The 23634-nt window shown below is 62.5% G+C and carries 20 protein-coding genes and 1 pseudogene; 10 read left to right on the forward strand and 11 right to left on the reverse strand.

The annotated features are described in order from the left end of the window. Positions 1 to 23: 23 nt before the first annotated feature. The 5 genes from EYW47_RS28500 to EYW47_RS28520 all read left to right on the forward strand — a co-directional run bounded on the left by EYW47_RS28500 (position 24) and on the right by EYW47_RS28520 (position 5119). On the forward strand, positions 24 to 962 hold the full coding sequence (locus EYW47_RS28500; RefSeq protein ID WP_133198194.1) for a LysR family transcriptional regulator: 939 nt from the start codon (positions 24 to 26) through the stop codon (positions 960 to 962). 114 nt (positions 963 to 1076) lie between these two features. Beyond that, a complete protein-coding gene (locus tag EYW47_RS28505) occupies positions 1077 to 2054 on the forward strand; it encodes a substrate-binding domain-containing protein (RefSeq protein WP_133198195.1) in 978 nt (325 codons plus the stop codon). Then, positions 2051 to 2938, forward strand: a complete 888-nt coding sequence (gene gcvA / locus EYW47_RS28510; RefSeq protein ID WP_133198196.1) for a transcriptional regulator GcvA — start codon at positions 2051 to 2053, stop codon at positions 2936 to 2938. Before EYW47_RS28505 ends, gcvA begins: the two co-directional genes overlap by 4 nt. A gap of 180 nt (positions 2939 to 3118) precedes the next feature. Continuing rightward, positions 3119 to 4273, forward strand: coding sequence for a pyridoxal phosphate-dependent aminotransferase (locus EYW47_RS28515; protein ID WP_133198197.1), 1155 nt, complete (start codon positions 3119 to 3121; stop codon positions 4271 to 4273). Positions 4274 to 4339: 66 nt separating this feature from the next. Beyond that, complete coding sequence (locus EYW47_RS28520; protein WP_133198198.1) at positions 4340 to 5119, forward strand: ABC transporter substrate-binding protein; 780 nt, start codon at positions 4340 to 4342, stop codon at positions 5117 to 5119. Positions 5120 to 5203: 84 nt separating this feature from the next. On the opposite strand, the gene EYW47_RS28525 is transcribed toward EYW47_RS28520, so the two are convergent. From EYW47_RS28525 to EYW47_RS28570, 9 genes and pseudogenes are all read right to left on the reverse strand, one after another. Further along, on the reverse strand, positions 5204 to 5596 hold the full coding sequence (locus EYW47_RS28525) for a 2-oxoglutarate dehydrogenase (protein ID WP_133198199.1): 393 nt from the start codon (positions 5594 to 5596) through the stop codon (positions 5204 to 5206). Positions 5597 to 5671: 75 nt separating this feature from the next. Further along, positions 5672 to 7498 (reverse strand): S10 family serine carboxypeptidase-like protein, encoded by a 1827-nt coding sequence (locus tag EYW47_RS28530; protein WP_133198200.1) that lies wholly within the window; start codon positions 7496 to 7498, stop codon positions 5672 to 5674. Positions 7499 to 8086: 588 nt separating this feature from the next. Beyond that, on the reverse strand, positions 8087 to 9298 hold the full coding sequence (locus tag EYW47_RS28535) for a M24 family metallopeptidase (protein WP_133198201.1): 1212 nt from the start codon (positions 9296 to 9298) through the stop codon (positions 8087 to 8089). 59 nt (positions 9299 to 9357) lie between these two features. Further along, complete coding sequence (locus EYW47_RS28540; protein ID WP_240763975.1) at positions 9358 to 10911, reverse strand: ABC transporter substrate-binding protein; 1554 nt, start codon at positions 10909 to 10911, stop codon at positions 9358 to 9360. Positions 10912 to 11341: 430 nt separating this feature from the next. Then, a complete protein-coding gene (locus EYW47_RS28545; RefSeq protein WP_377785335.1) occupies positions 11342 to 12667 on the reverse strand; it encodes an MFS transporter in 1326 nt (441 codons plus the stop codon). Positions 12668 to 13172: 505 nt separating this feature from the next. Beyond that, positions 13173 to 13472: a hypothetical protein gene (locus tag EYW47_RS28550; protein WP_133198204.1), complete on the reverse strand. Its 300-nt coding sequence runs from the start codon at positions 13470 to 13472 to the stop codon at positions 13173 to 13175. 354 nt (positions 13473 to 13826) lie between these two features. Further along, positions 13827 to 14186, reverse strand: coding sequence for a hypothetical protein (locus tag EYW47_RS42095; RefSeq protein ID WP_240763961.1), 360 nt, complete (start codon positions 14184 to 14186; stop codon positions 13827 to 13829). Positions 14187 to 14203: 17 nt separating this feature from the next. Continuing rightward, positions 14204 to 14476 (reverse strand): annotated as a pseudogene (locus EYW47_RS28565) (MMPL family transporter); the annotation flags it as partial. A gap of 94 nt (positions 14477 to 14570) precedes the next feature. Continuing rightward, positions 14571 to 14759: an alpha/beta fold hydrolase gene (locus EYW47_RS28570; RefSeq protein WP_338117850.1), complete on the reverse strand. Its 189-nt coding sequence runs from the start codon at positions 14757 to 14759 to the stop codon at positions 14571 to 14573. Positions 14760 to 15301: 542 nt separating this feature from the next. Between EYW47_RS28570 and EYW47_RS28575 the strand changes: the two genes are divergently transcribed. From EYW47_RS28575 to lhpH, 3 genes are all read left to right on the forward strand, one after another. Next, a complete protein-coding gene (locus EYW47_RS28575; RefSeq protein ID WP_133198206.1) occupies positions 15302 to 17545 on the forward strand; it encodes an NADP-dependent isocitrate dehydrogenase in 2244 nt (747 codons plus the stop codon). A 287-nt stretch (positions 17546 to 17832) separates the two neighbouring features. Continuing rightward, positions 17833 to 18951, forward strand: a complete 1119-nt coding sequence (locus EYW47_RS28580; protein WP_133198207.1) for a branched-chain amino acid ABC transporter substrate-binding protein — start codon at positions 17833 to 17835, stop codon at positions 18949 to 18951. Positions 18952 to 18981: 30 nt separating this feature from the next. Then, positions 18982 to 19989: a trans-3-hydroxy-L-proline dehydratase gene (lhpH, locus tag EYW47_RS28585; RefSeq protein ID WP_133198208.1), complete on the forward strand. Its 1008-nt coding sequence runs from the start codon at positions 18982 to 18984 to the stop codon at positions 19987 to 19989. A 120-nt stretch (positions 19990 to 20109) separates the two neighbouring features. Here lhpH and EYW47_RS28590 read toward each other — a convergent pair whose 3' ends face one another. Then, positions 20110 to 20727, reverse strand: coding sequence for a TetR/AcrR family transcriptional regulator (locus tag EYW47_RS28590; RefSeq protein ID WP_276322966.1), 618 nt, complete (start codon positions 20725 to 20727; stop codon positions 20110 to 20112). A gap of 158 nt (positions 20728 to 20885) precedes the next feature. On the opposite strand from EYW47_RS28590, the gene EYW47_RS28595 reads away from it, so the two are divergent. Next, entirely contained in the window at positions 20886 to 21656 is a 771-nt protein-coding gene (locus EYW47_RS28595; RefSeq protein ID WP_133198210.1) for an alpha/beta hydrolase, read from the forward strand. Between the two features lie 3 nt (positions 21657 to 21659). Here EYW47_RS28595 and EYW47_RS28600 read toward each other — a convergent pair whose 3' ends face one another. Next, positions 21660 to 22409, reverse strand: coding sequence for a FadR/GntR family transcriptional regulator (locus EYW47_RS28600; RefSeq protein ID WP_133198211.1), 750 nt, complete (start codon positions 22407 to 22409; stop codon positions 21660 to 21662). Positions 22410 to 22617: 208 nt separating this feature from the next. On the opposite strand from EYW47_RS28600, the gene lhpI reads away from it, so the two are divergent. Then, a complete protein-coding gene (gene lhpI / locus EYW47_RS28605) occupies positions 22618 to 23532 on the forward strand; it encodes a bifunctional Delta(1)-pyrroline-2-carboxylate/Delta(1)-piperideine-2-carboxylate reductase (protein WP_133198212.1) in 915 nt (304 codons plus the stop codon). The last annotated feature ends 102 nt before the right edge of the window (positions 23533 to 23634 follow it).

Genomic DNA, 23634 nt, shown 5'->3' on the forward strand with positions numbered 1-23634 from the left:
TGGAGCGAGACGGAGCAGTGCACATGCACGACATCGACATCAAGACCCTGCGATTGCTGGTTGCCGTGTGCGAGCACGGCAACATGGGCCGCGCCGCGCGCGAGGAGCACATCGAGCCTTCGGCGATCAGCAAGCGCATCGCGCAACTGGAGGCCAGCCTCGGCGTGCCGCTCCTCACGCGCTCGCGGCGCGGCGTGCAGCCCACGCCGGCGGGCGTCGCTCTCCTCGAGCACGCACGCAGCGTGATCTTCACGCTCGAGCGCGCGCTCGGCGACATCGCCGCTTTCGGCAGCGGATTGCGCGGCAGCGTGAGCGTGTGCGCCTCCGCATCGGCCATCGCCGAGGCGCTGCTCGACGATCTCGCCTCGTTCATGCGCATGCCGGCGCACCAGAACATCCGCGTGAACGTGGAGGAGCGCACGTCCAGCGAACTGGTGCAGCGCGTGCGCGATGGCGTGGCGTCGGTGGGCGTGTGCTGGGACAACGTGGAACTCGCCGGCCTGGCGTCGCGCCCCTGGCGCGAGGACCGGCTCGCGCTCGCGGTGCATCCCGACCACCCGCTCGCGCGCCGCAAGCGCGTCGCGTTCGCCGATACGCTCGACTACGAGCACGTGGGCCTGCCGCCGTCCACGGCCGTTCATACGCTACTGCAGCGCTCGGCGGCGCGCAGCGGGCGCACCATCGACTATCGCGCGACCGTGTCGAACTTCGATGCCGCGTTCCGGGTGGTCGCGGCGAATCTGGGCATCAGCGTCGTGCCACAGGAGGTCGGACAGACCTACACGCGCATCATGAACGTACGCATGATCGCGCTCGCCGATGCCTGGGCGCGGCGGCGCTTCATCGTCTGCTTTCGCGAGTTCGACGCATTGCAGCCCGCCGCCCAACGCATGGTCGAGCATCTCGTCGCGCGGGCGCAATCGGCACCGGAGGCTCGCGAGGCAAACGAGACGCGCAACTGAAGCGGCGCCTCATGAATGCCGCGCCGAAGCCCCGTGCGTCGTTTACACTTCCAGCATTCCCTGATCGACGCTCCGAATCTCGCGCCTTGCGCGCCCCAAGCCGCCGCCTTTGCCATGCCTGATGAAAAACGCCGCCGCGTCGTAATTGCGAGCCTGCTTGGCGCGATCGGTGCCGCGCGCACGCACACCAGCAGCGGCGCGACGCGCAACTTCACCATCGCGCTGGTGCTCAAGGGCCTCCCGGATGCCTACACGCAGACCATGATCGCCGCCGCGAAGGTCTTTCAGGCGCACGCCCCCTACCCCTTCACGCTGCTCGTGCAAGGTGTCACGGGGGAGACCGACTCGGACGGGCAGATCCGCCTCGTCGACGCGCTGATCGCCCAGCGCGTGAACGCCATCGTGGTCGCGCCGGCCGATTCGCGCGCCCTCGTGCCGGCCGCGCGCCGCAGCGTGCAGCAACGCATCCTCACGCTGGCGATCGACAATCCGCTAGACGCCGACGCGCTCTTGGCGGCAGGCATCCGCGTGCCCTATGTGGGCCCCGACGACCGGCGCGCCGCGCGGCTCGTGGGCGACTATCTCGCGCATCGTTTGCGGCCGGGCGACCGGGTTGGCATCATCGAAGGCGTGCACAGCGCGCGCAACGCACAGGAGCGCAACGCCGGCTACCGCGATGCGATGCAGGCCGCGCATGTCGAGATCGTGGCCATCGCGCCCGGCGACTGGGAATACGGTAAAGCCCGCCTCGCCGCGGCCGCGATGCTCGCGGCGCACCCCGGCATCCGCGCCTTGCTCTGCGCGAACGACAACATGGCGCGCGGCGCCGTGGATGCCGTGCGCGCGGCGCAGTTGAGCGGCCGCGTCCTCATCACGGGCTTCAACAACGACGACGCCATCAAACCGCTGATCAAGAAAGGCCAGGTGCTCGCCACGCTCGACCAGTTCGCGGCCAAACAGGCCGTCTATGGCCTCGACGAGGCCATGCAGGCCCATGTCGAGCAGCAGACCCAGGACGATCTTTCGGACTTCATCGAAACCCCCGTCGTGCTCGTCACGAAGGACAACGTTCAGGCCGGCCACGCACCATGAGACACCTCCCGCCCCTGAACGCCCTGCAGATCTTCGAGACGGTCGCCCGCTACGGCAGCTTCACGCGTGCGGCGGAGCATCTGTGCCTCACGCAAGGCGCGGTGAGCCGGCAGATCCTCACGCTCGAAGAGTATTACCGGCTGCCGCTGTTCCGGCGCTCGCCCAAGGGGCTCACGCTCACGCCCGAGGGCGAGCAGTTGCTGCCCGCCGTACGCGACGGTTTTGCGCGCATCGAAGAGGCCTCGATGCGCCTCACGCGCCAGCGCACCGAGCTGGCGCTCAAGGTGCCCACCTGCGTCATGCGCTGGATGCTGCCGCGCATCATGCGCTTCCAGGCCGAGCATCCCGATCTTCAGGTGCAGATCACGACTACCTGGCAGCACGAAGCAGATTTCCAGGTCGAGCCGTTCGATGCCGCCATCGTCTATGCGCCCGCACCAGGCGCGGGCGTTCATGCGGTGCTGCTCTTCGACGAATACCTCACGCCCGTGTGTGCGCCGGAGCTGCTCGAGAAGTCCCCCATCGCGCACGCCGACGACCTTGCGCGTCAAACCCTGCTGCACCCGACGCGCGACCACCGCGACTGGAAGCTCTGGCTCGCGCAAGCGGGCGCGCAGCATGTCAATGCCCACGCGGGCCCCACGTTCGAGTCGCTAGACCTCGCAACCAGCGCCGCGATGCAAGGCTTCGGCGTGGCCATTGGCGACCGCACGCTCGCCTGCGAGGATCTCGCCGCGAACCGGCTCGTGATGCCCTTCGATCTGGCCGTGGCGACGGGCTGGCGCTACTATTTCGTCTACCCCGAGTGCGTCGCGCAGCAGCAGAAGGTCCAGCGCTTCAGCGAGTGGATCGCGCAGGATCGAGAGCGCCCGGACGCTGGCTGACGCTCGCTCGAGGGACGCCGGCCAGGCGCTTGCTGAACGGGGCGAAGCGCGCTCCATGAGGCAAATGCATGCCAGCCATGAGAATTATTCGATTGCCGCGGCGGCGCGCTTTGGGCTAAATGGACACTTTCCATCACGGCGTCTGCCACGACGCCGCCCCCCCCGAGGGAGTACCAACCCATGCAGAGCGCCGCTCGCACACGCTCGAAGCTGCCCGACGTGGGCACGACGATCTTCACCGTCATCGGTCAACTCGCCGCCGAGCATGACGCGCTGAATCTCTCGCAAGGCGCGCCCAATTTCGAGCCCGATGCGCGGCTCGTCGAGAACGTTGCCGCCGCCATGCGCGCGGGCCATAACCAGTACGCGCCGATGGCGGGCATTCACACGCTGCGCGAAGCCCTGGCCGCCAAGTTCGAAACGCTGCACGGCGCGCATTACGACCCCGCCGACGAAGTCACGGTGACGGCGAGCGCGAGCGAGGGCCTCTACGCCGCAATCAGCGCGCTCGTGCATGCGGGCGACGAGGTCATCTATTTCGAGCCGTCGTTCGACAGCTATGCGCCCATCGTCCGCCTGCAGGGCGCGACGCCCGTGGCGATCAAGCTCGCGCAACCGGATTTCCGCGTGAACTGGGATGAAGTCGCCGCCGCGATCAATCCGCGAACGCGCATGATCATCGTGAACACGCCGCACAATCCCACGGCCACGATCTTCGACGAGCACGACATCGCGCGCCTGAAAGCGCTCACGCGCAACACCGATATCGTGATCCTCTCCGACGAAGTCTACGAACACGTCGTGTTCGACGGCGCGCAGCACCAGAGCATGGCGCGCCACCGGGCGCTGGCCGAGCGCAGCGTGATCGTCTCGTCGTTCGGCAAGTCGTATCACGTGACGGGCTGGCGCGTCGGCTATTGCCTCGCGCCCGCCGCACTGATGGAAGAGATCCGCAAAGTCCATCAGTTCATGATGTTCTCCGCCGATACGCCAATGCAATACGCGTTTGCCGAAGCGCTCGCCGATCCGGCGACTTATCTCGGCCTGGGCGAGCTCTATCAGCACAAACGTGATTTGCTGGTGAACGCGCTGGCCGGCTCGCGATTCGAGCTGCTGCCGAGCGCCGGCAGCTTCTTCCTGCTCGCCCGCTTTCGCGCCTTTTCCAGCGAACGCGACAGCGATTTCGTGCTGCGCCTGATTCGCGACGCACGCGTGGCGACCATTCCGCTCTCCGCGTTCTACACGGACGGCACCGACGACGGCCTCATCCGCCTGAGCTTTTCGAAGGACGACGCCACCCTGCTCGAAGGCGCGCGCCGGCTGTGCGCAATCTGAGCGGCCCCTGTCCGTTCTGGGTCGGTTACGCGCACATCAAACGACAACCATCGCAAGGAGATCACCATGAAGCTATCCAGGATATTGCTCGCACTCGCCTGCGCCTGTGCCGCGCTTCCGGCATTCGCGGATACGACCGCACTGCGCTTTGGCGTGGAGGCGCAATATCCGCCCTTCGAATCCAAGGCCGCCAATGGCAGCCTGCAAGGCTTCGACATCGACATCGGCAATGCCGTGTGCGCGGCCACGCATCTCACCTGCAAGTGGGTCGAGACGTCGTTCGACGGGCTGATTCCCGCGCTCAACGGCCGCAAGTTCGACGCCATCAACTCGGCGATGAACGCAACGGCCAAGCGCCGCGAGGCCATCGATTTCACCACGGTGATCTATCGCGTCCCCACCCGCCTGATTGCCCGCAGCGACAGCGGCCTCACGCCCACCACGGCGTCGCTCAAAGGCAAGCGCGTGGGCGTGCTGCAATCGTCTATTCAGGAAACCTATGCAAAGGTGCACTGGGAGCCGGAAGGCGTGAGCGTCGTGGCGTACCAGGACCAGAACCAGATCTACGCCGATCTCGCGGCGGGACGCCTCGACGCGACGCTCCTGCTCGCGCCCGCTGGCCAGACAGGCTTTCTCTCCCGCCCTGATGGCAAGGGCTTCGCGTTCGTTGGTGCGCCGGTGCGCGACGACGCGATCCTCGGCAGCGGCGTGGCATTCGGTCTGCGCAAAGGCGACGATGCGCTGCGCCAGCGCCTGAATGCGGCCATCGCGAAGCTCGAATCCGATGGCACGGTCGCGTCGCTCGCGCACAAGTACTTCGGCGATATCGACGTGTCGCCGAAGTAAGGCGTTGCGGATCGGCCATGTCATACGGCGCCGATCCGCAACGAGACGCAAGGGTCTGTTTCTAATTTGAACAGACCCTGGGCCTTATTGCTGCTTTTGCTGCTGCAGATACTGCCGCACGTCGCTCATCGAGACGCGGCCCGCATGCGCCGTGTCGATCTGGTCGAAATGCTGCGCGATATAACCGAGGCCGCTGCTTTGCGCCTGTGCCTTCGTGATCGTTGCACCATTGCTCAGAACCGAATTCGCGCCTAGCCGCGCTTCAATGCGCTTTTGCGCCTCTTGTTGCAACTGCGTCCCGGTGGATGGCGTCACGGGCATCGGACGGTTGGTGGGGAAAAACGGACCGTCAACGCCGTGCCCGCCTTGCGGGAGCGTGACAGGTGCCACGGCCTGGGTTGCCGCCTGCGCGTTGCCAAACACGGCAACGAGCACGACTAGCGGCACGAGGCGCCACAGTTTATTGAGTTCGGACATGATCACTCGCATTCATTGGGTGTGCATGAAAGTGTGGATCAGGTCCCCGGCTCCGCAGGGACCCGTCTCTTAAGCTTACTGCGTTGCAGTGGCCTGTGCAGTCGCCGTCGTAGGCGTGCCCGCCGGGCTCTCGTCGGACCACGGAGCGGGCAGCGTCCAGAGCGAAAGCGCCAGCGGAATGGGCTGTCCAGCGTAGTAGTTCGCGAGATCGGCCTTCATCTTCGGGCGCGCCACATCGTCCAGATAAATCATGTGTCCGCCCTGGAAGAAGTTGACCTGCAGGTTCGGCGCCAGTCCCTTCACCGTTTGCAGACGCGCGAGCTGCTTCTCCGTATTGAAGAACGGCGTGGCGAGATCGTGATAGCCGTTTTCGGAAAGCACCTGCAACTGCGGGTTTAGCTGGATCGCGCCCAGCAGATCAGGCAGCGTGTCGGGCAGTGGCTGGCCGTCGTGCGAGAAGTCCCATACGTTGATGATATTGTCGTTCAGCGGCATATACGTCGCGTTAGGCGCGCGGTAGCCGAGATAGTCCGGCATCTGTGTCGCCAGCGCGGTCGTGAACGGCTGCGAAATCAGAATGTCCGACGGGTCGCCGTCGCTCTGCAAGCGCGGATCCGAATTGGGCAACGACACGCGTCCATCGTAACGGCCGATGGTGGTGCCCGGGATCAGCTCGATATTGAAGGGATTCGCGTTGAAGTAGCCCTGTAGCGCCTGCAACGTCAGGCTCGAGGGCCAACGCCACGAGTCGAGCGTGCGCTGGGCCGGGAAAACGGGCGTGCCGAGCGCGCCCGGAATGCCAAGCTGGCTCAGCACCCACGATTGCGCGTACTTTCCAAAGTGGTTGTACTGGCCCGTCGCGAAGACCTCCGATTGATAAGCAAAGAGCCCCTGATCGATCAGCGGCGGCGAGACCTGGTTGAAGTACGCGGCGACCTCGGCATAGCCGGGGTAGTAGCCCGCGAGCGTATCGGTATCGAGCGCGAGACCCTCCGTCGAAGCCGTGATGGCCGTGGCCTCGATGGCGTCCGCGAAGTAATTCAGAATCGACGACTGCAGCACGATGCCCGTGAGCTTCACGCCAGCCGTTTCGAGCGCGAGCGCGAGCATGTCCGTACGCGGCGTGCCGTACGACTCACCATAGAGATAGATGGGCGAGCCGCTGCGATTGTTCGCCGCCAGATAGCGCATGATGAAATCGCGCATCACGTTGACGTCCGGATCGCAGCCCCAGAAGTTCTGGTTCGTGTACGGCTGAATCGCCTCGGAGAGGCCCGTGCCCGGGGGATCGATGAACACCATGTCGGTGGTATCGATCAGGCTTTCCGCATTATTGACGAGCGGAAAATTCGGCCAGTTCGTCATCAGCGGGTCGGGCGTGGCGACGCGCGTGGGCGCGAACGAACCGAGCCGCAACCAGATCGACGACGAGCCCGGCCCGCCGTTATAGATGAACGTGACGGGCCGCGGCGCTCCGTTCGTGCTCGGTGCGGTGTAGGCGACATACGACATCGTCGCCTCAGGCGTGCCATTCGCATTCGAGGCCGTCAAGTGGCCCGTTGTCGTCGTGTAGTTGATCGACGTCTTGCCCGACGTCCACTGATAATGCATGACGGCCGCCTTCTCCGCGACCTTGTTCAGCGGCAGGGCGTCGGTGGCATTGGGCGAATAAGCGACGGGGTCGACATAAGGCTGATTACCGTTTTGCCCTTGCGGGTTGCCGTTTTGCGCCTGCTGGCTCGCGGCCACCTGGTTCATTGCGCTCGCACCGGAAGCCCCGGAGCTGCCGTCTCCGCCACCACATCCCGCGAGCATCAGCACGCCAGCGATTAGCGCACCGGACGCGGCTAGCCTGCCCACGCCGCGCGGGCGGCCCTTGTTGAACCTACTGTCTGGATTCATTTCTGTCCCTGTGATTGGTGAAATACCGCTACACAAAGGCCGCCTTCGCCGGGGAGACGCATTAGGAAAACAGACTGCACATGCAAGAATCGCCGACACACAGCGGCTGACAATAAGCTTTCTATTTTCTGACCGTTTTAATTCAATTCAATGAATCGGCAATTATTCCGGATAACTAATTATATGGATCAGGTAATTCCGGAAACTTATACCGTTTCCCCCGAATACCCATTTGAAATATTTAGTAATGAATCTTGGCAGAGGAAAAATAGAGGGTGTTGCAGCGCTTTGTCAAGGCAGAGTTTTAAAGCCTTTAATACCAGCCATTAACTACGCAATACGCATATCAGGCATGCGTGCGCCCGGCCATGTATAGCGGCACACCTTTATTTTGGAAAACCAGATTTGATCCGTTGAGAAGCTCTGGAAGCGGTGCCGCAGTCCGACAGACAATGTGACCTGCGAACGCTTACCGCCCGCGGGTTTTCAGCAACGCCATTGTGAGAGAGCAGTCCGGCTTACGCCGGGCCGCTCACTGGAAGTGCTGCTCGTCAAATCAATCTCGGTACCGGAAAGTCCGGCGCGGCATCACTCGCCGAACGGATTGTCGATTGAGGCTGCCGGCTGCGTGAACCATTGCGGACCGCTTTGCGTCATGTAGGCATGGTCCTCATGCCGGATGCCAAATTCGCCGGGCACGCACAGCATCGGTTCAATGCTGAAGCACATGCCCTCCTCCAGCGGCACGCTGTTCCCTCTCACCAGATAGGGATGTTCGTGCAGTTCGAGCCCAATTCCATGCCCGGTGCGGTGTGGCAAACCCGGCAACCCGTAGTTGTCGCGGTAGCCAACGCTCTTGAGATACTCGCGCACCGCGGCATCGACCGACTCGGCTGTCCTGCCGATTTGCGCCGCTTCGAACGCACGACGTTGCGCCCGCTGTTCGTGCTCCCAGACTTCGCGCTGCCGGTCACTGGGTGTTCCGAACACGTAGGTCCGGGTAATGTCCGAGCAATAACCGTGCAACTGGCAACCGGTATCGATCAACACCATGTCGTTGCCTTCGAGCGCCTTGGGCGCACTGACACCGTGCGGGAACGCCGTGTCGCCACCGAACAGGACGATGCAGAAACTGGAGCCGCGTCGCGCACCCACCTTGCGGTGGGCTTTATCGATGAATTCGGCGACTTCGCCAGTACTGATGCCTTCACGCAAAATGCGCGCAACGGCCTGATGGACACGCAGCGTCATGTCGTTTGCACGCTGAAGCAAAGCGATTTCCGTGCGCGACTTCTTCCTGCGGCAAACCGTGGTGATCCTGGCCGCGCCCACAATCGCGAGACCGTCCGCGTGCTCGCGCAGTCGCTCGTAGGTCAGGAAGGGAGATGTCTCGTCGAGCGCCAGCGTACCAGCGTGTATGCCCATATCCCGAATGATCCGCATGGCGTGCAGCCAGGGGTCATCGTGTTCGTCCCATAGGTCGATCTTTCCCGGTATCTTCAGCATGCTGTCGAAAGTGCCCTTTTCGAAAGCCGGCACGATGTATCTGACTTCACCTCGGGCAGGAATGATCGCCGCCACCAACCGCTCGCTGCGGTGCCATGAAATGCCGGTGAAATAGAGCATGTTGTTGTTGGCATCGACCAGCATGGCATCGATACCCGCGTCCCGCATCAGCTTTTGCGCGAGCGCGATTCGGTCGAAATATTCGCCGTTGCTGATCGGCGCCACACCCTGCGTCATATCGTGCAGCTTGTCCAGTTCGATTTCCGCGCTCGAACCACCAACACCGATAGTCATGCTTCGCTCCAAGACATAGGTTTCAAACAGTTTCGATAAATACTGCGCAACAATGCGGTCTACTTCACGCTAACGCCGTCGAAACGCACATAACCGAGCGGCTCGATGCGCATGTCGACCACGCTCTTGCGCGCCGGCTGATAGACCGTCGAGTTGGCGATCGGTGAGAATGGCAATTGCTGCGCGAAAATTTGTTGCGCTTGTGTATAGATGTTTGTCCGTGCATTGAGATCCGTTGCCGCCCTGCCCCTCTGGACCAGATCGTCGAACGGTTTGTAGCACCAATGAGCAAAGTTGTTGCCGTGCACAGAATCGCAACCGAGCAGCGTTCCCAGCCAGTTGTCCGGGTCGCCGTTATCGCCAGTGAAGCCGATCAGCATGCTGTCCTGCTCCCCTGCATGTGCACGTTTGATGTACTCGCCCCACTCATAGGTGACGATCTTCGCTTTCACGCCGATCTTCGCCCAGTCGGCCTGGATCATCTCGGCCATGAGACGCGCGTTCGGATTGTAGGGGCGCTGGACAGGCATCGCCCAGAGCGTCATCTCAAAGCCGTTCGGCAAGCCCGCCTTGGTGAGCAACGCCTTCGCGTTGACAGGATCATAGGACGAGGGCTTAAGACCCGGATCGTACGACCACTGCGTCGGCGGCATGGGCGCGGTGGCGGCCTGCCCTGCGCCTTGATACACCGATTCCAGAATGGCCTTCTTGTTGATCGCCATGTCGAGCGCCTTGCGCACTTCGACCTTGTCGAACGGCTTGCGCTCGAAGTTGTACGCGAGATAGCCAAGGTTGAAGCCCGGCTGCGACGGAACGTCGATATCCGCGCTGCTCTTCAGCGGCCCGATATCGGCCGGGCGCGGATAGCTCATTACCTGGCATTCGTCGCGCTTGAGCTTCTGTACGCGCACGCTGGCATCGGGCGTGATCGAGAAAATCAGCTTCGAAAGCTTCACCGCACCCGGCTTCCAGTAATCAGGATTGCCATCGAAACGGATGGTCGCGTCCTTCGTATAGCTCTTGAAGATAAAAGGGCCCGTGCCCACTGGATACTGGTTGATGTCGGCGGCCTTGCCGGCCTTCAACAACTGGTCCGCGTATTGCGCCGACAAAATCGAGGCAAACTCCATCGCCACGTTCTGGATGAACGGCGCGTTGGGTTCATTCAGTGTGAACTTCACGGTATACGGATCGATCTTCTCGACTTTCACGATCAGCTTGTCGAGGCCCATGTCGGTGAAGTACGGGAACGACACCGGATACGCCTTGCGAAACGGCTGGTTCGGGTCGAGCATGCGCTGGAACGTGAACACGACATCGTCGGCGTTGAACTCGCGCGTGGGCTTGAAGAACGCGGTGGTCTGAAACTTCACGCCGTGGCGCAGATGAAACGTATAGGTCTTGCCGTCAGGGGAAACGTCCCACGATTGCGCAAGGCCGGGCTCGACCCTGGTGCCGCCGCGCTCGAACTCGACAAGGCGGTTGTACACAGTGAACGTGTTCGCGGTAAAGTCGGTGCCAGTCGTGTACTGCGCCGGATCGAATCCTCCCGGGCTACCCTCTGAACAGTACACCAAGGTGCTCTCGGCAGCCCGTACGTGATGGGCAGCCATTGCCGAGAAGGCCACGATTGCGGCGACCACCAGATTTGCATACCTGAATGATGGCCGGCGGCCAGGGTTGTGCTTCATCGACGCTGCCTCCCTTATTATTCGTTATTGGCTTTGCCGGATCTTCCATGGATCGCCCTTAGAAGAACGACACCGATTTAATCCATGCCTGATCTCTAGCATCCTTCAGTAGACATTTTCGACAAGAATAAAATCAGCGTCTTGATGCCGTTCTACGCCGTAAATGACGAAATCTGCACAATCAAGGTCCGGCGAGACGACGGGCAGCGTCCTGCGATAGTCCGTCTGGAGGCGAGCTTCTTCACGTTGGCGCCGAGGCGAATTGCGGCGTCTGCGCGAGAAGCGCGGCGCTGAGGGTAGCGCCGCGCCGCCGCGCCGCATCACACTGCGGCACGCGGCGGCATTGATGCGTTCAGTGACTGATATCCTCGAGTGACAACCCGCGCGTGTTCGGCCCGAGCAGAATCATCACAATGCCCACGAACATGGCCACGCCGATGAAGATCGCCACGCCCGGCACGCCGTAGTGATGCAGCAGAATGCCGATGGCGAGCCCCGCGAACGCCGCGGCGATCCGGCTCCACGAATACACGAAGCCCACCGCGCGTGCACGCACGCGCGTGGGATAGAGCTCGGCCTGATAGCCGTGGTAGGCATAGGACATCACGTTCGATGCCAGCGTGAAGAGCACGCCGAGCACGATCAGCACGCCCGGCTGCGAGGCCTGCGAGAAGAACGCGATGACGATCGCCATGACCAGCAGGCCACCGACGATCTGCGTCTTGCGCTCGAGCTTGTCAGCGAACCAGACGCCAATGAGCGGGCCGAACGGATTCGCGATCGCGATCACGAAGGCGTAGGCGAGGCTCTGCGTCACGTGAATGCCGCGCTCGATCAAGAGCGTCGGCACCCATGCCGCGAAGCCGTAAAAGCCGATCACCTGCGCCATGTTGAAGATCGAGAGAATCACCGTGCGGCGCAAGTAAGGCGGGCGCAGCACTTCGCCAAGCGAGCCGCGGCCCCCTTTTTCGAGCTGAATGGCTCCGGGCGGCGGCAGCGCAATCCCCTTCTCCGCAGTCACACGGCGCTCGATTTCAGCGACGATGCGCTCCGCTTCATCCACGCGTCCGTGGCGCGCGAGCCAGCGCGGGCTTTCCGGAATGTTGCGCCGCAGGAACCACACCACCACCGCGCCCACCGAGCCGATCAGAATCACGACGCGCCAGTAGTCGAGGCCGAGCGGCTGCGTGTCCTTCAGGATGTACGCGAGAAATGCGACCACCGGCACCACGCTGAACGTGATGAACTGGTTGACCGCGTAGGCGCGGCCGCGCTCGGCGCTTGGGATCAGTTCGGAAATGTACGTGTCGATCGTGACCAGCTCGATGCCGATGCCGATGCCGGCGATGAAGCGCCAGATGTTGAGCCCCATGCCGGTCGTCTGGAACGCCATGATGGCCGTGCAGGCGATGTACCAGATCAGCGACCACGTGAAGATGATGCGGCGCCCGAACCGGTCGGCCACCTGGCCGAATACGAGTGCGCCCACCCACAGCCCCGCGAAGGTGGAGAACACGAAGGTGCCGAAGCCGGCAACCTTGAGTGGCCCGAGCGCGGAAAAGAAGCCGAGCGACTCGGGCGTGAAGAGGCCCGAATGCACCATGCCCGGCGCGACGTAGCCGGTAAAGAACAGGTCATAGAACTCGAATACCCCGCCGAGCGAAAGCAGGACCACCATCGACCAGACCGTGAACGACGGCGGCAGCCGGTCGAATCGGGCGGCGATTTCCGCGGATTTTTCTATTGACATCGAAATACCTCACACCCTTTTTGTAAGCATATTGGAAGCAAATGACCGATGTATCGCGCGCCATGCGATACGCCTGCTGTCTCCTCGGCGTAGATCCTTGCGTCGTCATCGTTCTGGCGGCGCGGGACACGCGAGACGCAGCAAGCCGTCGCCGGACGCGTCGATACGCGGCACAGCTTGCAGCTTATTTGTACCGGAGCATCAAGGCACCTGGTTGAAACCCAAATTCGCTCGTTTTATAGCGCGGGCGTGACTGATATTGGCCGCTATGGCCGATATGGCCGATATGGCCGCTTTGGCCGCTATGGCCAATTTGGCAAATAAGGCCGGCACGGTGCATTTTCGTTTTGCCGAATCCGGTTTCGACTTTAATGCAGCCGCTCGGGGAGTCAATTCCATGCTCGGCACAAACGCTTTTATGATTCTTTCTGTCTCACGCCTGGCCAACCAGCTCCCGCATCAGGCGGGACGTATCGAGGTCTCTCGCCTGCGTCGCGCCCGCAACACATCCTCGCTTGTCGAGCCGCTCAGCCAGTAGCCAGCAAAAGGCGTCCAGTTCCGCGCTGCCTTGTGCCGCGACGAACTCTTGCACGACTTCGTGCACGGCCGCTTGCAGCGTCGCCGCCGAAAGCGTGCTGGCGATATGCGAAGCCCCGCGCGCGAGTTCGAGCGACCAGGCCGACTCGTAGTAATACATGCCGCTTTGCCGCGGCTTTCTCTGGTTCTTTTTCATTTTGCCCCCGTTCTGCGCCGATCTCGCAGATGCCGGCATCTTTGCAGGAGGCGGCATACGGGAGCAACGATCGTAAGGGGCGTGACAACCAAACCTGTCCGTACGTCTCAAATACTTGTTGCGATGTCTCACGCATGATCTGTTGCGCGAACGCCGGGACGAACTGCGCCGGCCTGGCTCAACGCATCAGGGACATCCAGTAACGCCAGTCGTCCACAGAGGCGTTTTGCGTGGGCACGGCATTGCCGTTCAGCGCCAGCATGCGCACGGCGCGAGGAGACAGGCCAATCGAGCGGCGGAATGCACGGGCGAACGCGGGCGGCCGGCGCCAGTTCGCTTCGGGCCGGAGCCGGTTCAACGCGCGGCGCGCACGCCGTCCTGCGAAAGCCAAACCGGTTTTCCATCGCCCGCAATCACGACCGCAGTGAGTGTCGCGCGATCCGGACGCTGAGCGACCTCGAACCACTTGGCGCCCGCACCCTGCTTCAACAGCAGTCCGTCCAGCCCGACGCCCAGCAGCCCATTTTCGACTTCGTGCTCGCCTACCGCGACGATGCGCGAACCGGCGCGCGCCGCGTCCAGCAGCATCATGTGCGCCGGCGCGCTCCAGGCGCGCACCGGTTTGGCCGCCCAGTCCGCCACCGCGCCATGGGGCTGTGCAAAAGCCGTAGCACTCGCGCACAACACGGCGCAGGCCAAAAGCGTCTTGATCATGATTCGGTCTCCTGACATCAATGGCTGAACAGGCCCGGCGCGCGCGCCGGCTTGCGGCGCGGGAACCACCGCTCCAGCACCGAGGCCAGTGCGGGCAGCGCGGTCATCGCCATCAGCAGGTTCACGAGGAACATGAACGCCAGCAGCTCGCCCACGTCCGCCTGGAACTTCAGCGCCGAAAAGCTCCACGTCGCCACACCGATTGCCAGCGTGATGGCCGTGAAGATCGTGGCCACGCCCACCTCCAGCATCGCGTGCTGGACCGCCTTCACGATGCTGCGCTCAACGCCTGAACGCCAGCGAACTGCTGCGACTTGCCTTGGGAAGGCCTTGGGAAGGTATAACGCGTGTCACTTCCAGCGACCACCTGATCATCGCAACGCCTTACAGAAATTGTTCGACCAGCGCACTGAATGCCGCACCATGCTCAATTTGCGTCCAGTGCACGCATTGCTCGAACACGTGCAGCCGCTCGGGTCCGATGAGCTCGAGCAGCCGCAGCGAATTCGAGGGCGGAATCACCTGATCGTCACGACCGTGCACGATCAGTGTCGGCATGCTGATCTCGTGCAGCGCATCCGCATGGCACGCAAGCGCATCGACATCGTTATCCGTTCAATTGCTGCCGCCATCGAAGCGCTCCCGGCGCTCGATCTCCAACGGGCGGCAAGCTTACGATGAACTCGAAGCGGACATTTCCATGTAGCCAGGCCTGGACATTAAATCGGCCAACAATGGCCGCCGCCGGCAAAAAATTCTTCTATAAGACTGCACGATTTACGCCCCGATTTATAAGGGTCTTTACCAGATTGACAAGTAATCAGGCGCCAAAACAAGAAAACACCTCCGGCGTGGGCCGATCGCCCTCAGCAACCCGCAAATCCTTGCTCGGCGGGCTTTTGGCGTGGCAACGTTTTCAGCGCATGGCCGCCCGAACCGGGCCAAACCGGCCGGCTTCCTGGCCAAACGGGATCGCGCAACGTCATTCCATATTATGAAATTGATGGACAGTAAGCCCCCAGGTCTCCTCAAATTGAGGCAAAATCCAGGTGTTTCGCCGACTGCGCGCAGCCGGTGGTGTTACCACCCTGTTTTTGAACCCCGCCAAGAAGCCGATGAGTACCCAGCAACCCACCATCATCTATACCCTGACCGATGAAGCGCCGCTGCTCGCCACCAGCTCGTTTCTGCCGATCATCCGCACCTTCGCTGCGCCGGCCGGCGTGAACGTCGAGACCAGCGATATCTCCGTTGCGGGCCGCATCCTGGGCGAATTCCCCGAGTTCCTGAGTGAAGAGCAGCGCGTGCCGGACAATCTGGCCGAGCTGGGTCGCCTCACGCAGTTGCCGGAGACGAACATCATCAAGCTGCCGAACATCAGCGCGTCGGTTCCTCAGCTCGTTGCCGCGATCAAGGAACTTCAGGGCAAGGGCTTCAAGGTCCCCGACTATCCGGAAGACCCGAAGACCGACGAAGAAAAGGCCATTCAGAAGCGCTACTCGAAGTGCCTCGGTTCCGCCGTGAACCCGGTGCTGCGCGAAGGCAATTCGGACCGCCGCGCGCCGCTCGCAGTCAAGAACTACGCGAAGAAGCACCCGCACAGCATGGGCGAGTGGAGCATGGCTTCGCGCACCCACGTCGCGCACATGAAGCACGGCGACTTCTACCACGGCGAAAAATCGATCACGAACGAAAAGGCGCGCGAAGTGCGCATGGAGCTCGTGACGAAGAGCGGCGAGACCATCGTCCTCAAGCCGAAGGTGGCGCTCCAGGCTGGCGAGATCGTCGACAGCATGTTCATGAGCAAGAAGGCGCTGCTCGCGTTCTACGAAGAGCAGATGGAAGACGCGCGCAAGACCGGCGTCATGCTCTCGCTGCACGTGAAGGCGACCATGATGAAGGTTTCGCACCCCATCGTGTTCGGCCACGCCGTCAAGGTGTTCTACAAGGACGCGTTCGAGAAGCACGCGAAGCTCTTCGAAGAGCTCGGCGTGAACGTCAACAACGGCATGGTCGATCTGTACACGAAGATCGAAGCGCTGCCGGAATCGAAGCGCGAAGAAGTGATCCGCGACCTGCACGCGTGCCATGAGCACCGTCCGTCGCTCGCGATGGTCGACTCGGCCAAGGGCATCTCGAACCTGCACGCGCCGAACGACGTGATCGTCGACGCATCGATGCCCGCGATGATCCGCGCCGGCGGCAAGATGTGGGGCGCCGACGGCCGCCCGGCCGACACGAAGTGCCTGATCCCGGAAAGCACGTTCGCGCGCATCTACCAGGAAATCATCAACTTCTGCAAGACCAACGGCGCATTCGATCCGCGCACGATGGGCACGGTGCCCAACGTCGGGCTGATGGCGCAGAAGGCCGAAGAGTACGGCTCGCACGACAAGACCTACGAAATCCCGCAAGACGGCACGGCGCGCATCGTCGACAACGCCACGGGCGAAGTCATCGAAGCGCTCACGCAGGAAGTCGAGCAAGGCGACATCTGGCGCATGTGTCTCGTGAAGGACGCGCCGATCCGCGACTGGGTCAAGCTCGCCGTCACGCGCGCACGCAACTCGGGCATGCCGGCCGTGTTCTGGCTCGACCCGTACCGTCCGCACGAAAACGAGCTGATCAAGAAGGTCGAGGCGTACCTGAAGGATCACGACACGAGCGGCCTCGAGATCCACATCATGTCGCAAGTCCGCGCGATGCGTTACTCGCTCGAGCGCGTGATCCGCGGTCTGGACACGATCTCGGTCACGGGCAACATCCTGCGCGACTACCTGACCGACCTGTTCCCGATCATGGAGCTGGGCACGAGCGCGAAGATGCTCTCGATCGTTCCGCTGATGGCGGGTGGCGGCATGTACGAAACGGGCGCGGGCGGCTCGGCGCCGAAGCACGTGCAGCAGCTCGTGCAGGAAGACCACCTGCGCTGGGACTCGCTTGGCGAATTCCTCGCGCTGGCCGTGTCGCTCGAAGACCTCGGCATCAAGACGAACAACGCGCGTGCCAAGCTGCTCGCGACGACGCTCGACGCCGCCACCGGCAAGCTGCTCGACAACAACAAGGGCCCGTCGCCGAAGACCGGCGAGCTGGACAACCGCGGCAGCCAGTTCTACCTCGCGATGTACTGGGCGCAAGAGCTGGCCGCACAGAAGGACGACGCGGAGCTCGCGGCTCACTTCGCCCCGCTCGCGAAGACGCTGGCCGAGAACGAGAAGGCCATCGTGGGCGAACTCGCCGCGGTGCAGGGCAAGCCGGTCGATATCGGCGGCTACTACATGCCGGACTTCGCGAAGCTCGCCGAAGTCATGCGCCCGAGCAAGACGTTCAACGCAGCGCTCGAAGCCGTGGCGAAGTAAGCCCCGGCTCGAAGTCGAGAGGCCGGGCTGGGTCTGCCCTACCCGGCCTCGTTCGGCACGAGGCGCCTCGCCTCATGAAAATCGCCCTTGCAGCGTAAGTCGCTGCAAGGGCGATTTTGTTTTGTCTCGTAGAAGAGCAACGAGGGCCACCGTATGGTTGCCCAACTCGCCGGCCCCCATCTGGTTTCCCCAGGACCACGGGCAGCGCTCTTTTCTAAAAGTGCTTGCTATCGCACCACCACTGAAATACATTGGTCTATCCAAAACCAATTTGTGGGAGACCAGTCATGCGTCAGTTCATTACGGCTGTGGTTGCTGCATCGGCATTGGGCGCTGTTGCGGCGCACGCGCAGGAAGTCGTCGTCATTGGGCATTCCGCGCCGCTGACGGGTCCGCAGGCCGCAAACGGCAAGGACAATGAGAATGGCGCGCGCCTGGCGATCAACGAGCTGAACGCGCAGCACGTTACCGTCGCGGGCAAGGCGGTCACGTTCAAACTGGATTCGCAGGACGACCAGGCAGACCCCAAGGTGGGCGTGCAGGTCGCCCAGAATCTCGTCGACAAGGGCGTGGTCGCCGTCATCGGCCCCTACAACTCCGGTGTGGCGATCCCGGCATCGCGCGTCTATCACAATGCCAATATCCCGATCCTCCCGGTTGCGTCCAATCCCGCGCTGACCCAGCAGGGCTTCAAGAACATCTTCCGTATCGGCGCGAGCGACGAGCAGCTGGGCGGCACGATGGCCGAATTCGCCGCCAAGACGCTTCACGCCAAAACGGCCGCCATCATCGACGACAGAACGGCCTATGGCCAGGGCGTCGCCCAGCAGTTCGAAGATGTCGCGAAAGCCAACAACCTGAAGATCGTCGATCATCAGTTCACGAATTCACAGGCAACCGACTTCCTCGGCATCCTCACCGCCATCAAGGCCAAGAATCCCGATGTGATCTTCTTTGGTGGCTATGCCGCCCAGGGCGCGCCCATGGCCAAGCAGATGCGCCAGCGCGGCCTGCGCGCCAAATTGCTCGGCGGCGACGGCATTTGCTCGGCCGACATGGGCAAGGTTGCGGGCGATGCGGCCTCCATCGTGTATTGCGCTCAAGGTGGCGTGGCGCTGGACAAGACGCCCGAAGGCCGTGAATTCCTGAAGAAGTACCACGACGCCTACCATATGGACACCCAGGTGTATGCGGTGAACTACTACGACGGCGTAAAGTTGCTGGCCGACGCGATGGTCAAGTCCGGTACGACTACGGACAAGCAAAAATTGATCGATCAGTTGTCCAAAGAACACTACAAGGGCGTCGCGGGCACCTATTCGTTTGACGCGAAAGGCGACCTGCAAGGCGCACCCACGACGGTTTATGTCATTCGCAACGGCCTGCCCGTGCCGTATACAAATTAACTCATCCATCAGCCTGGTCATTCGATTCTCATGAAGCCGACACGCACCATTTCGACCGTCGAAGTTCACACCGGCGGCGAGGCCTTCCGCATCGTCACGAGCGGCCTGCCGCGCCTGCCCGGCGACACCATCGTCCAGCGCCGCGCATGGCTCAAGGAAAACGCCGACGACATCCGCCGCGCGTTGATGTTCGAGCCGCGCGGCCACGCGGACATGTATGGCGGCTATCTCACCGAGCCCGTCTCGCCGGGCGCCGACTTCGGCGTGATCTTCCTGCACAACGAAGGCTACAGCGACCACTGCGGCCACGGCGTCATCGCCCTGTCCACGGCCGCCGTCGAGCTGGGCTGGGTGCAACGGACCGTTCCCGAAACGCGCGTGGGCATCGACGCACCGTGCGGCTTCATCGAGGCCTTCGTCAAGTGGGATGGCGAGCACGCCGGCAGCGTGCGCTTCGTGAACGTGCCGTCATTCCTCTGGAAGCGCGACGTGACGGTTCAAACGCCGAGCTTCGGCAAGGTCACGGGCGATATCGCATACGGCGGCGCGTTCTACTTCTACGTCGACGGCGCGCCTTTCGATCTGCCGGTGCGCGAATCGGCGGTCGAAAAGCTCATCCGTTTCGGCGCCGAGGTCAAGGAAGCGGCCAACAAGGCCTTTCCGGTGCAGCATCCGGAGATTCCCGAGATCAATCACATCTACGGGACGATCATTGCCAACCAGCCGCGCCATGAAGGATCGACCCAGGCCAATTGCTGCGTGTTCGCCGATCGCGAAGTCGACCGCTCGCCCACGGGCTCGGGAACCGGCGGACGCGTGGCGCAGCTCTATCAGCGCGGCGAGCTCAAGGCGGGCGAAACGCTCGTGAATGAATCCATCGTCGGCACGATATTCAAAGGCAGGGTCCTGCGGGAGACGTCGGTCAAGGGCATTCCCGCCGTGATTCCCGAAGTCGAGGGCGAGGCCTATATTTGCGGGTTCGCGCAGTGGATCATCGACGAGCGCGATCCGCTCACCTACGGCTTCCTTGTGCGTTAAAACCATTCTCCCCGTACCTGGGGTTTTCAGCGCACGCCTGATTTTCCGGCGTGCGCTTTTTTTATTTATCCAGGATTTCCTGAGAAACCCAGACGGAACGGCGATGTGCCTCTCCGAGCATCAGGCGGACCGCGTGCGCTTGCTCGGCTTCACCAGCCTTTCCACGGCGCTCCCGGTCACCTCCTTGAATAGCGCGACGTTGCCCTGCACGCGCGCGGCCAGCATCGCGCCGTAGACCACCGACACCAGCGTTGCAGCCTCGGTTTGTGCCGACGAGCCCAGTTTGATGAGGCCGTCCTTCACGCCCGATTCGAGCACCTTCTCAATCCACGAAGTCAGGGTGTCGAAAAACATTTTCACCGCTTGCGCCACTTCCTCGGGCAGCGCGGGGAGCTCGGCGCCAAGCATGCCCGCTACGCAGAACGGCGCCGTATCGTCCGCAATGCAGCGCTCCCAATGACCGATGTAAGCGTGCAATTGCGCAATAGCGTCGGCACCGCTCGCTTGAAGTGCCGCAACGTCGGTATCGAGTGCTTCCCGCCACTCGTCCAGCACAGCGATCACGAGATCGGTTTTAGCGGGGAAGTGATGGTGAATGCTCGCCTTGCGAATGTCGATCGATTCTGCGACGTCCGCATAGCTAAACCCGCTATAGCCGCGACGCATGATGAGCTGCCGCCCCGCTGCGACGATCCTGTTTGCCGTTATGTCCCCAGTTGCCGTCATTTTGCCTACCATCTAGTCGGTTGATTCATCGATAGTCTACCGTGGAACGCGGCCTCATTGCGAGTCGCAAAAATCTTCTTGCATCTCAGCCATCCTACTAGTAGGATGGCTACATCGAACAGGTCATGCCCTGTCGGTTCCTCAGTTATCTCACCCACCGGAGCACGAAAATGAAGACTTCCTCATACCTCACCCGCATCGCCGCCGCCATCGCCCTTTCCGCCGCCGCGCTCGGCTCGCAGGCCGCCACGGCCGCGCCGGTCAAGAACATCGTCCTCGTCCACGGCTATTTCGCCGATGGCTCGGGCTGGCAGGCCGTTTCGAAGATCCTTGCGCGTGACGGTTACAAGGTCTCGGTCGTGCAGGAGCCGGAAACCTCGTTCGGTGACGACGTGCAGGCCACCACCCGTGTGATCGATGCGCAGGACGGGCCCAGCATCCTCGTCGGCCATAGCTACGGCGGCGCGGTGGTGACAGAGGCCGGCAACGACGACAAGGTCGCGGGCCTCGTCTACGTGGCCGCGTTCCAGCCGGACACGGGCGAGTCCCCGCTCGAGCTGACCAAGAAAATCCCGCCCGCAACCAAGGCCATCAAGGCAACCGCCGACGGCCATCTGTACATCGATCCGGCGAATTTCCACGAGGATTTCGCTGCCGACTTGCCCGCCTCCGAAGCCAGCTTCATGGCCATTTCGCAGGTGACGCCCGCCGCCCAATCATTCGGAGTACCGATTAAGCACGCCGCGTGGAGAACGAAGCCGAGCTGGGCGCTCGTCGCAACGGCCGACCGTGCGATCAATCCCGACCTGGAACGCTTCATGACCCAGCGCGCAGGCAGCAAGACGGTCGAGATCGACTCGAGCCACGTGGCCTACATGTCGCATCCGGCGGCCGTCGCAAAGCTGATCGAGCAAGCCGCCACGCAGTCCAGCAAAGAATGACGATCAGGTGGGCGCAATATCGCGCTGGACACGATGGATGTGCTGCTCCACGTAGAACGCGGCCGCATCTGCGTCGCCGGTCACGATGGCTTCGTAAATGAGCCGGTGCTCCGCGACGTAGAGGCGGATGCGGGCGGGATCGTAAATTCCGTCGTCCTTTAGACGCTTCCACAAGGACTGGTCCATCGTGTCGGCAATCTCCTGGGCGAGCTTCACCAGCAGCGCATCGCCGGTCATCACGGCAAGCTGGCGATGAAACAGGCGGTCACTGTTGTTCCAGAGCGCACGCTGTTCGGGGTCCGAAACATCGGTCAGCGTTTCCATCTGCGCGAGATAGTGCTCCGCGAGCGCGTCGCGCTTCTTGTGGGCCGCCGCCCGGCGCGCGATGGCGGGCTCGAGAATCAGGCGCACGTCCAGCGTTGCCGACGGGCTGTAGTCCGCTTCGACCAGGCTGGCTTCGACAGTGCCAGCCGGCGCACCGGCCCGCGCCAGCACCTCGGGGGCATTCGCCGCGACATAGGTGCCGGAATTTCTGCGCGTGAGCACGAGGCCTTCGTTCTGGAGCGCCCCGATCGCCTCACGCACTGCCGGGCGGCCGACGCCGAACAAGGCGGCCAGCTCGCGCTCGGAAGGCAGGCGCGACTCCGGAAGGTATCTGCCGGCCCGGATCTCCGCGCGGATCTTTTCGGAAACCTGTTCGTAGATCTGGAGGGGGCGGAAGTTCGCGGGGAAATCGATGCGTGCGGAGGCCATAGAGGATCGGTCGAAACGTTGGTCTCCAATATACCACTTACTCGCGCCGTCAAAACCACCAGAGCCGCTGCCGACCTGCACCGTACCGATGTGGATTGCACGAATGCCAGATGGGGTCAATATATTGGATTCATGGATTGATAACAGGCCAAATGTGGTTTAAATTGAATCCACTTAAGCGACTTATCCAATGCGAGCCACCCAGACCATGACCACTCCGCCAGTCAAAACTTTCGACGCGCAAACCACTGCCGCGCTGCTGGACTATCCGACGCTCGTGCAGACGCTGCGCGAAACCATCGTGGAATACGCAGCCGGGAAGATCGTCAGTCCTGAGCGTCTGGTCATTCCGTTGCAGGAAGGCGGCGTGATGCTCTCGATGCCTTCGAGCGCGAGCGACATTGCGATCCACAAGCTCGTCAACGTGTGCCCTGGCAACGGCAAGCGGCAGCTCCCCACGATTCACGGGCAGGTCATCGCGTGCGACGCGTTCACGGGCGAGATGCTATTCGTGCTCGACGGCCCCACGGTCACCGGACGCCGGACCGCCGCTGTCACCGCGCTTGGCATCATGTGCCTGCATGCAGACGCGCCCAAGGAGATCCTGATCATCGGTACCGGGAAGCAGGCCGTCAATCATGTGGAAGCCTTTGCGGCGCTCTTTCCGCAGGCACGGATTCTCGCGAAAGGTTCGACGCCAGAAAGCACGCAACGCTTTGTCGAATCGCTGCGCGCGATTGCGCCCAATCTCAGCGCCCTCGAGGGCGATATTCCCGACTCGGTCGATGTCGCCGTGACGGTCACGACGAGTCAGTCGCCCGTCTACACCGCTCCTGCGCGAGCCGGACGTCTCGTGATCGGGGTCGGCGCGTTCACGCCGGCAGCGGCGGAAGTCGGCAAAGCGACCGTGGACAGCAGCTTCCTCGTCGTCGACGATCCTGCTGGCGCAAAGCACGAAGCGGGCGATCTGATTCAGGCGGGCGTCGACTGGGCAAACGTGAATGCGCTAGCCAATGCCATCAAGGGAAACCTCAAGCCCGCTGCACCGGTCTTTTTCAAGAGCGTTGGCTGCGCCGCATGGGATCTAGCTGCGTGCCGGGTCGCGCGCGCGCATATCGGTTGATGGTCGCGCGGGGCACGCCCACCAACGCCCCGCGCATCATGCTGGATGCATAGGCAACAACATTCGCACGCTTCGCGCTAGAATGAAAATCTTTCTTCGCCA

Origin of the sequence: Paraburkholderia silviterrae, assembly GCF_004353915.1 — a bacterium.
In the GTDB taxonomy this organism is placed as follows: Bacteria; Pseudomonadota; Gammaproteobacteria; order Burkholderiales; family Burkholderiaceae; genus Paraburkholderia; species Paraburkholderia silviterrae.

Coding starts and splice junctions, on each gene's coding strand:
- EYW47_RS28500 (WP_133198194.1), top strand. CDS start 24: ATGCACGACATCGACATCAAGACCCTGCGATTGCTGGTTGCCGTGTGC.
- EYW47_RS28505 (WP_133198195.1), top strand. CDS start 1,077: ATGCCTGATGAAAAACGCCGCCGCGTCGTAATTGCGAGCCTGCTTGGC.
- gcvA (WP_133198196.1), top strand. CDS start 2,051: ATGAGACACCTCCCGCCCCTGAACGCCCTGCAGATCTTCGAGACGGTC.
- EYW47_RS28515 (WP_133198197.1), top strand. CDS start 3,119: ATGCAGAGCGCCGCTCGCACACGCTCGAAGCTGCCCGACGTGGGCACG.
- EYW47_RS28520 (WP_133198198.1), top strand. CDS start 4,340: ATGAAGCTATCCAGGATATTGCTCGCACTCGCCTGCGCCTGTGCCGCG.
- EYW47_RS28525 (WP_133198199.1), bottom strand. CDS start 5,596: ATGTCCGAACTCAATAAACTGTGGCGCCTCGTGCCGCTAGTCGTGCTC.
- EYW47_RS28530 (WP_133198200.1), bottom strand. CDS start 7,498: ATGAATCCAGACAGTAGGTTCAACAAGGGCCGCCCGCGCGGCGTGGGC.
- EYW47_RS28535 (WP_133198201.1), bottom strand. CDS start 9,298: ATGACTATCGGTGTTGGTGGTTCGAGCGCGGAAATCGAACTGGACAAG.
- EYW47_RS28540 (WP_240763975.1), bottom strand. CDS start 10,911: ATGGCTGCCCATCACGTACGGGCTGCCGAGAGCACCTTGGTGTACTGT.
- EYW47_RS28545 (WP_377785335.1), bottom strand. CDS start 12,667: ATGGTGGTCCTGCTTTCGCTCGGCGGGGTATTCGAGTTCTATGACCTG.
- EYW47_RS28550 (WP_133198204.1), bottom strand. CDS start 13,472: ATGAAAAAGAACCAGAGAAAGCCGCGGCAAAGCGGCATGTATTACTAC.
- EYW47_RS42095 (WP_240763961.1), bottom strand. CDS start 14,186: ATGATCAAGACGCTTTTGGCCTGCGCCGTGTTGTGCGCGAGTGCTACG.
- EYW47_RS28575 (WP_133198206.1), top strand. CDS start 15,302: ATGAGTACCCAGCAACCCACCATCATCTATACCCTGACCGATGAAGCG.
- EYW47_RS28580 (WP_133198207.1), top strand. CDS start 17,833: ATGCGTCAGTTCATTACGGCTGTGGTTGCTGCATCGGCATTGGGCGCT.
- lhpH (WP_133198208.1), top strand. CDS start 18,982: ATGAAGCCGACACGCACCATTTCGACCGTCGAAGTTCACACCGGCGGC.
- EYW47_RS28590 (WP_276322966.1), bottom strand. CDS start 20,727: ATGGTAGGCAAAATGACGGCAACTGGGGACATAACGGCAAACAGGATC.
- EYW47_RS28595 (WP_133198210.1), top strand. CDS start 20,886: ATGAAGACTTCCTCATACCTCACCCGCATCGCCGCCGCCATCGCCCTT.
- EYW47_RS28600 (WP_133198211.1), bottom strand. CDS start 22,409: ATGGCCTCCGCACGCATCGATTTCCCCGCGAACTTCCGCCCCCTCCAG.
- lhpI (WP_133198212.1), top strand. CDS start 22,618: ATGACCACTCCGCCAGTCAAAACTTTCGACGCGCAAACCACTGCCGCG.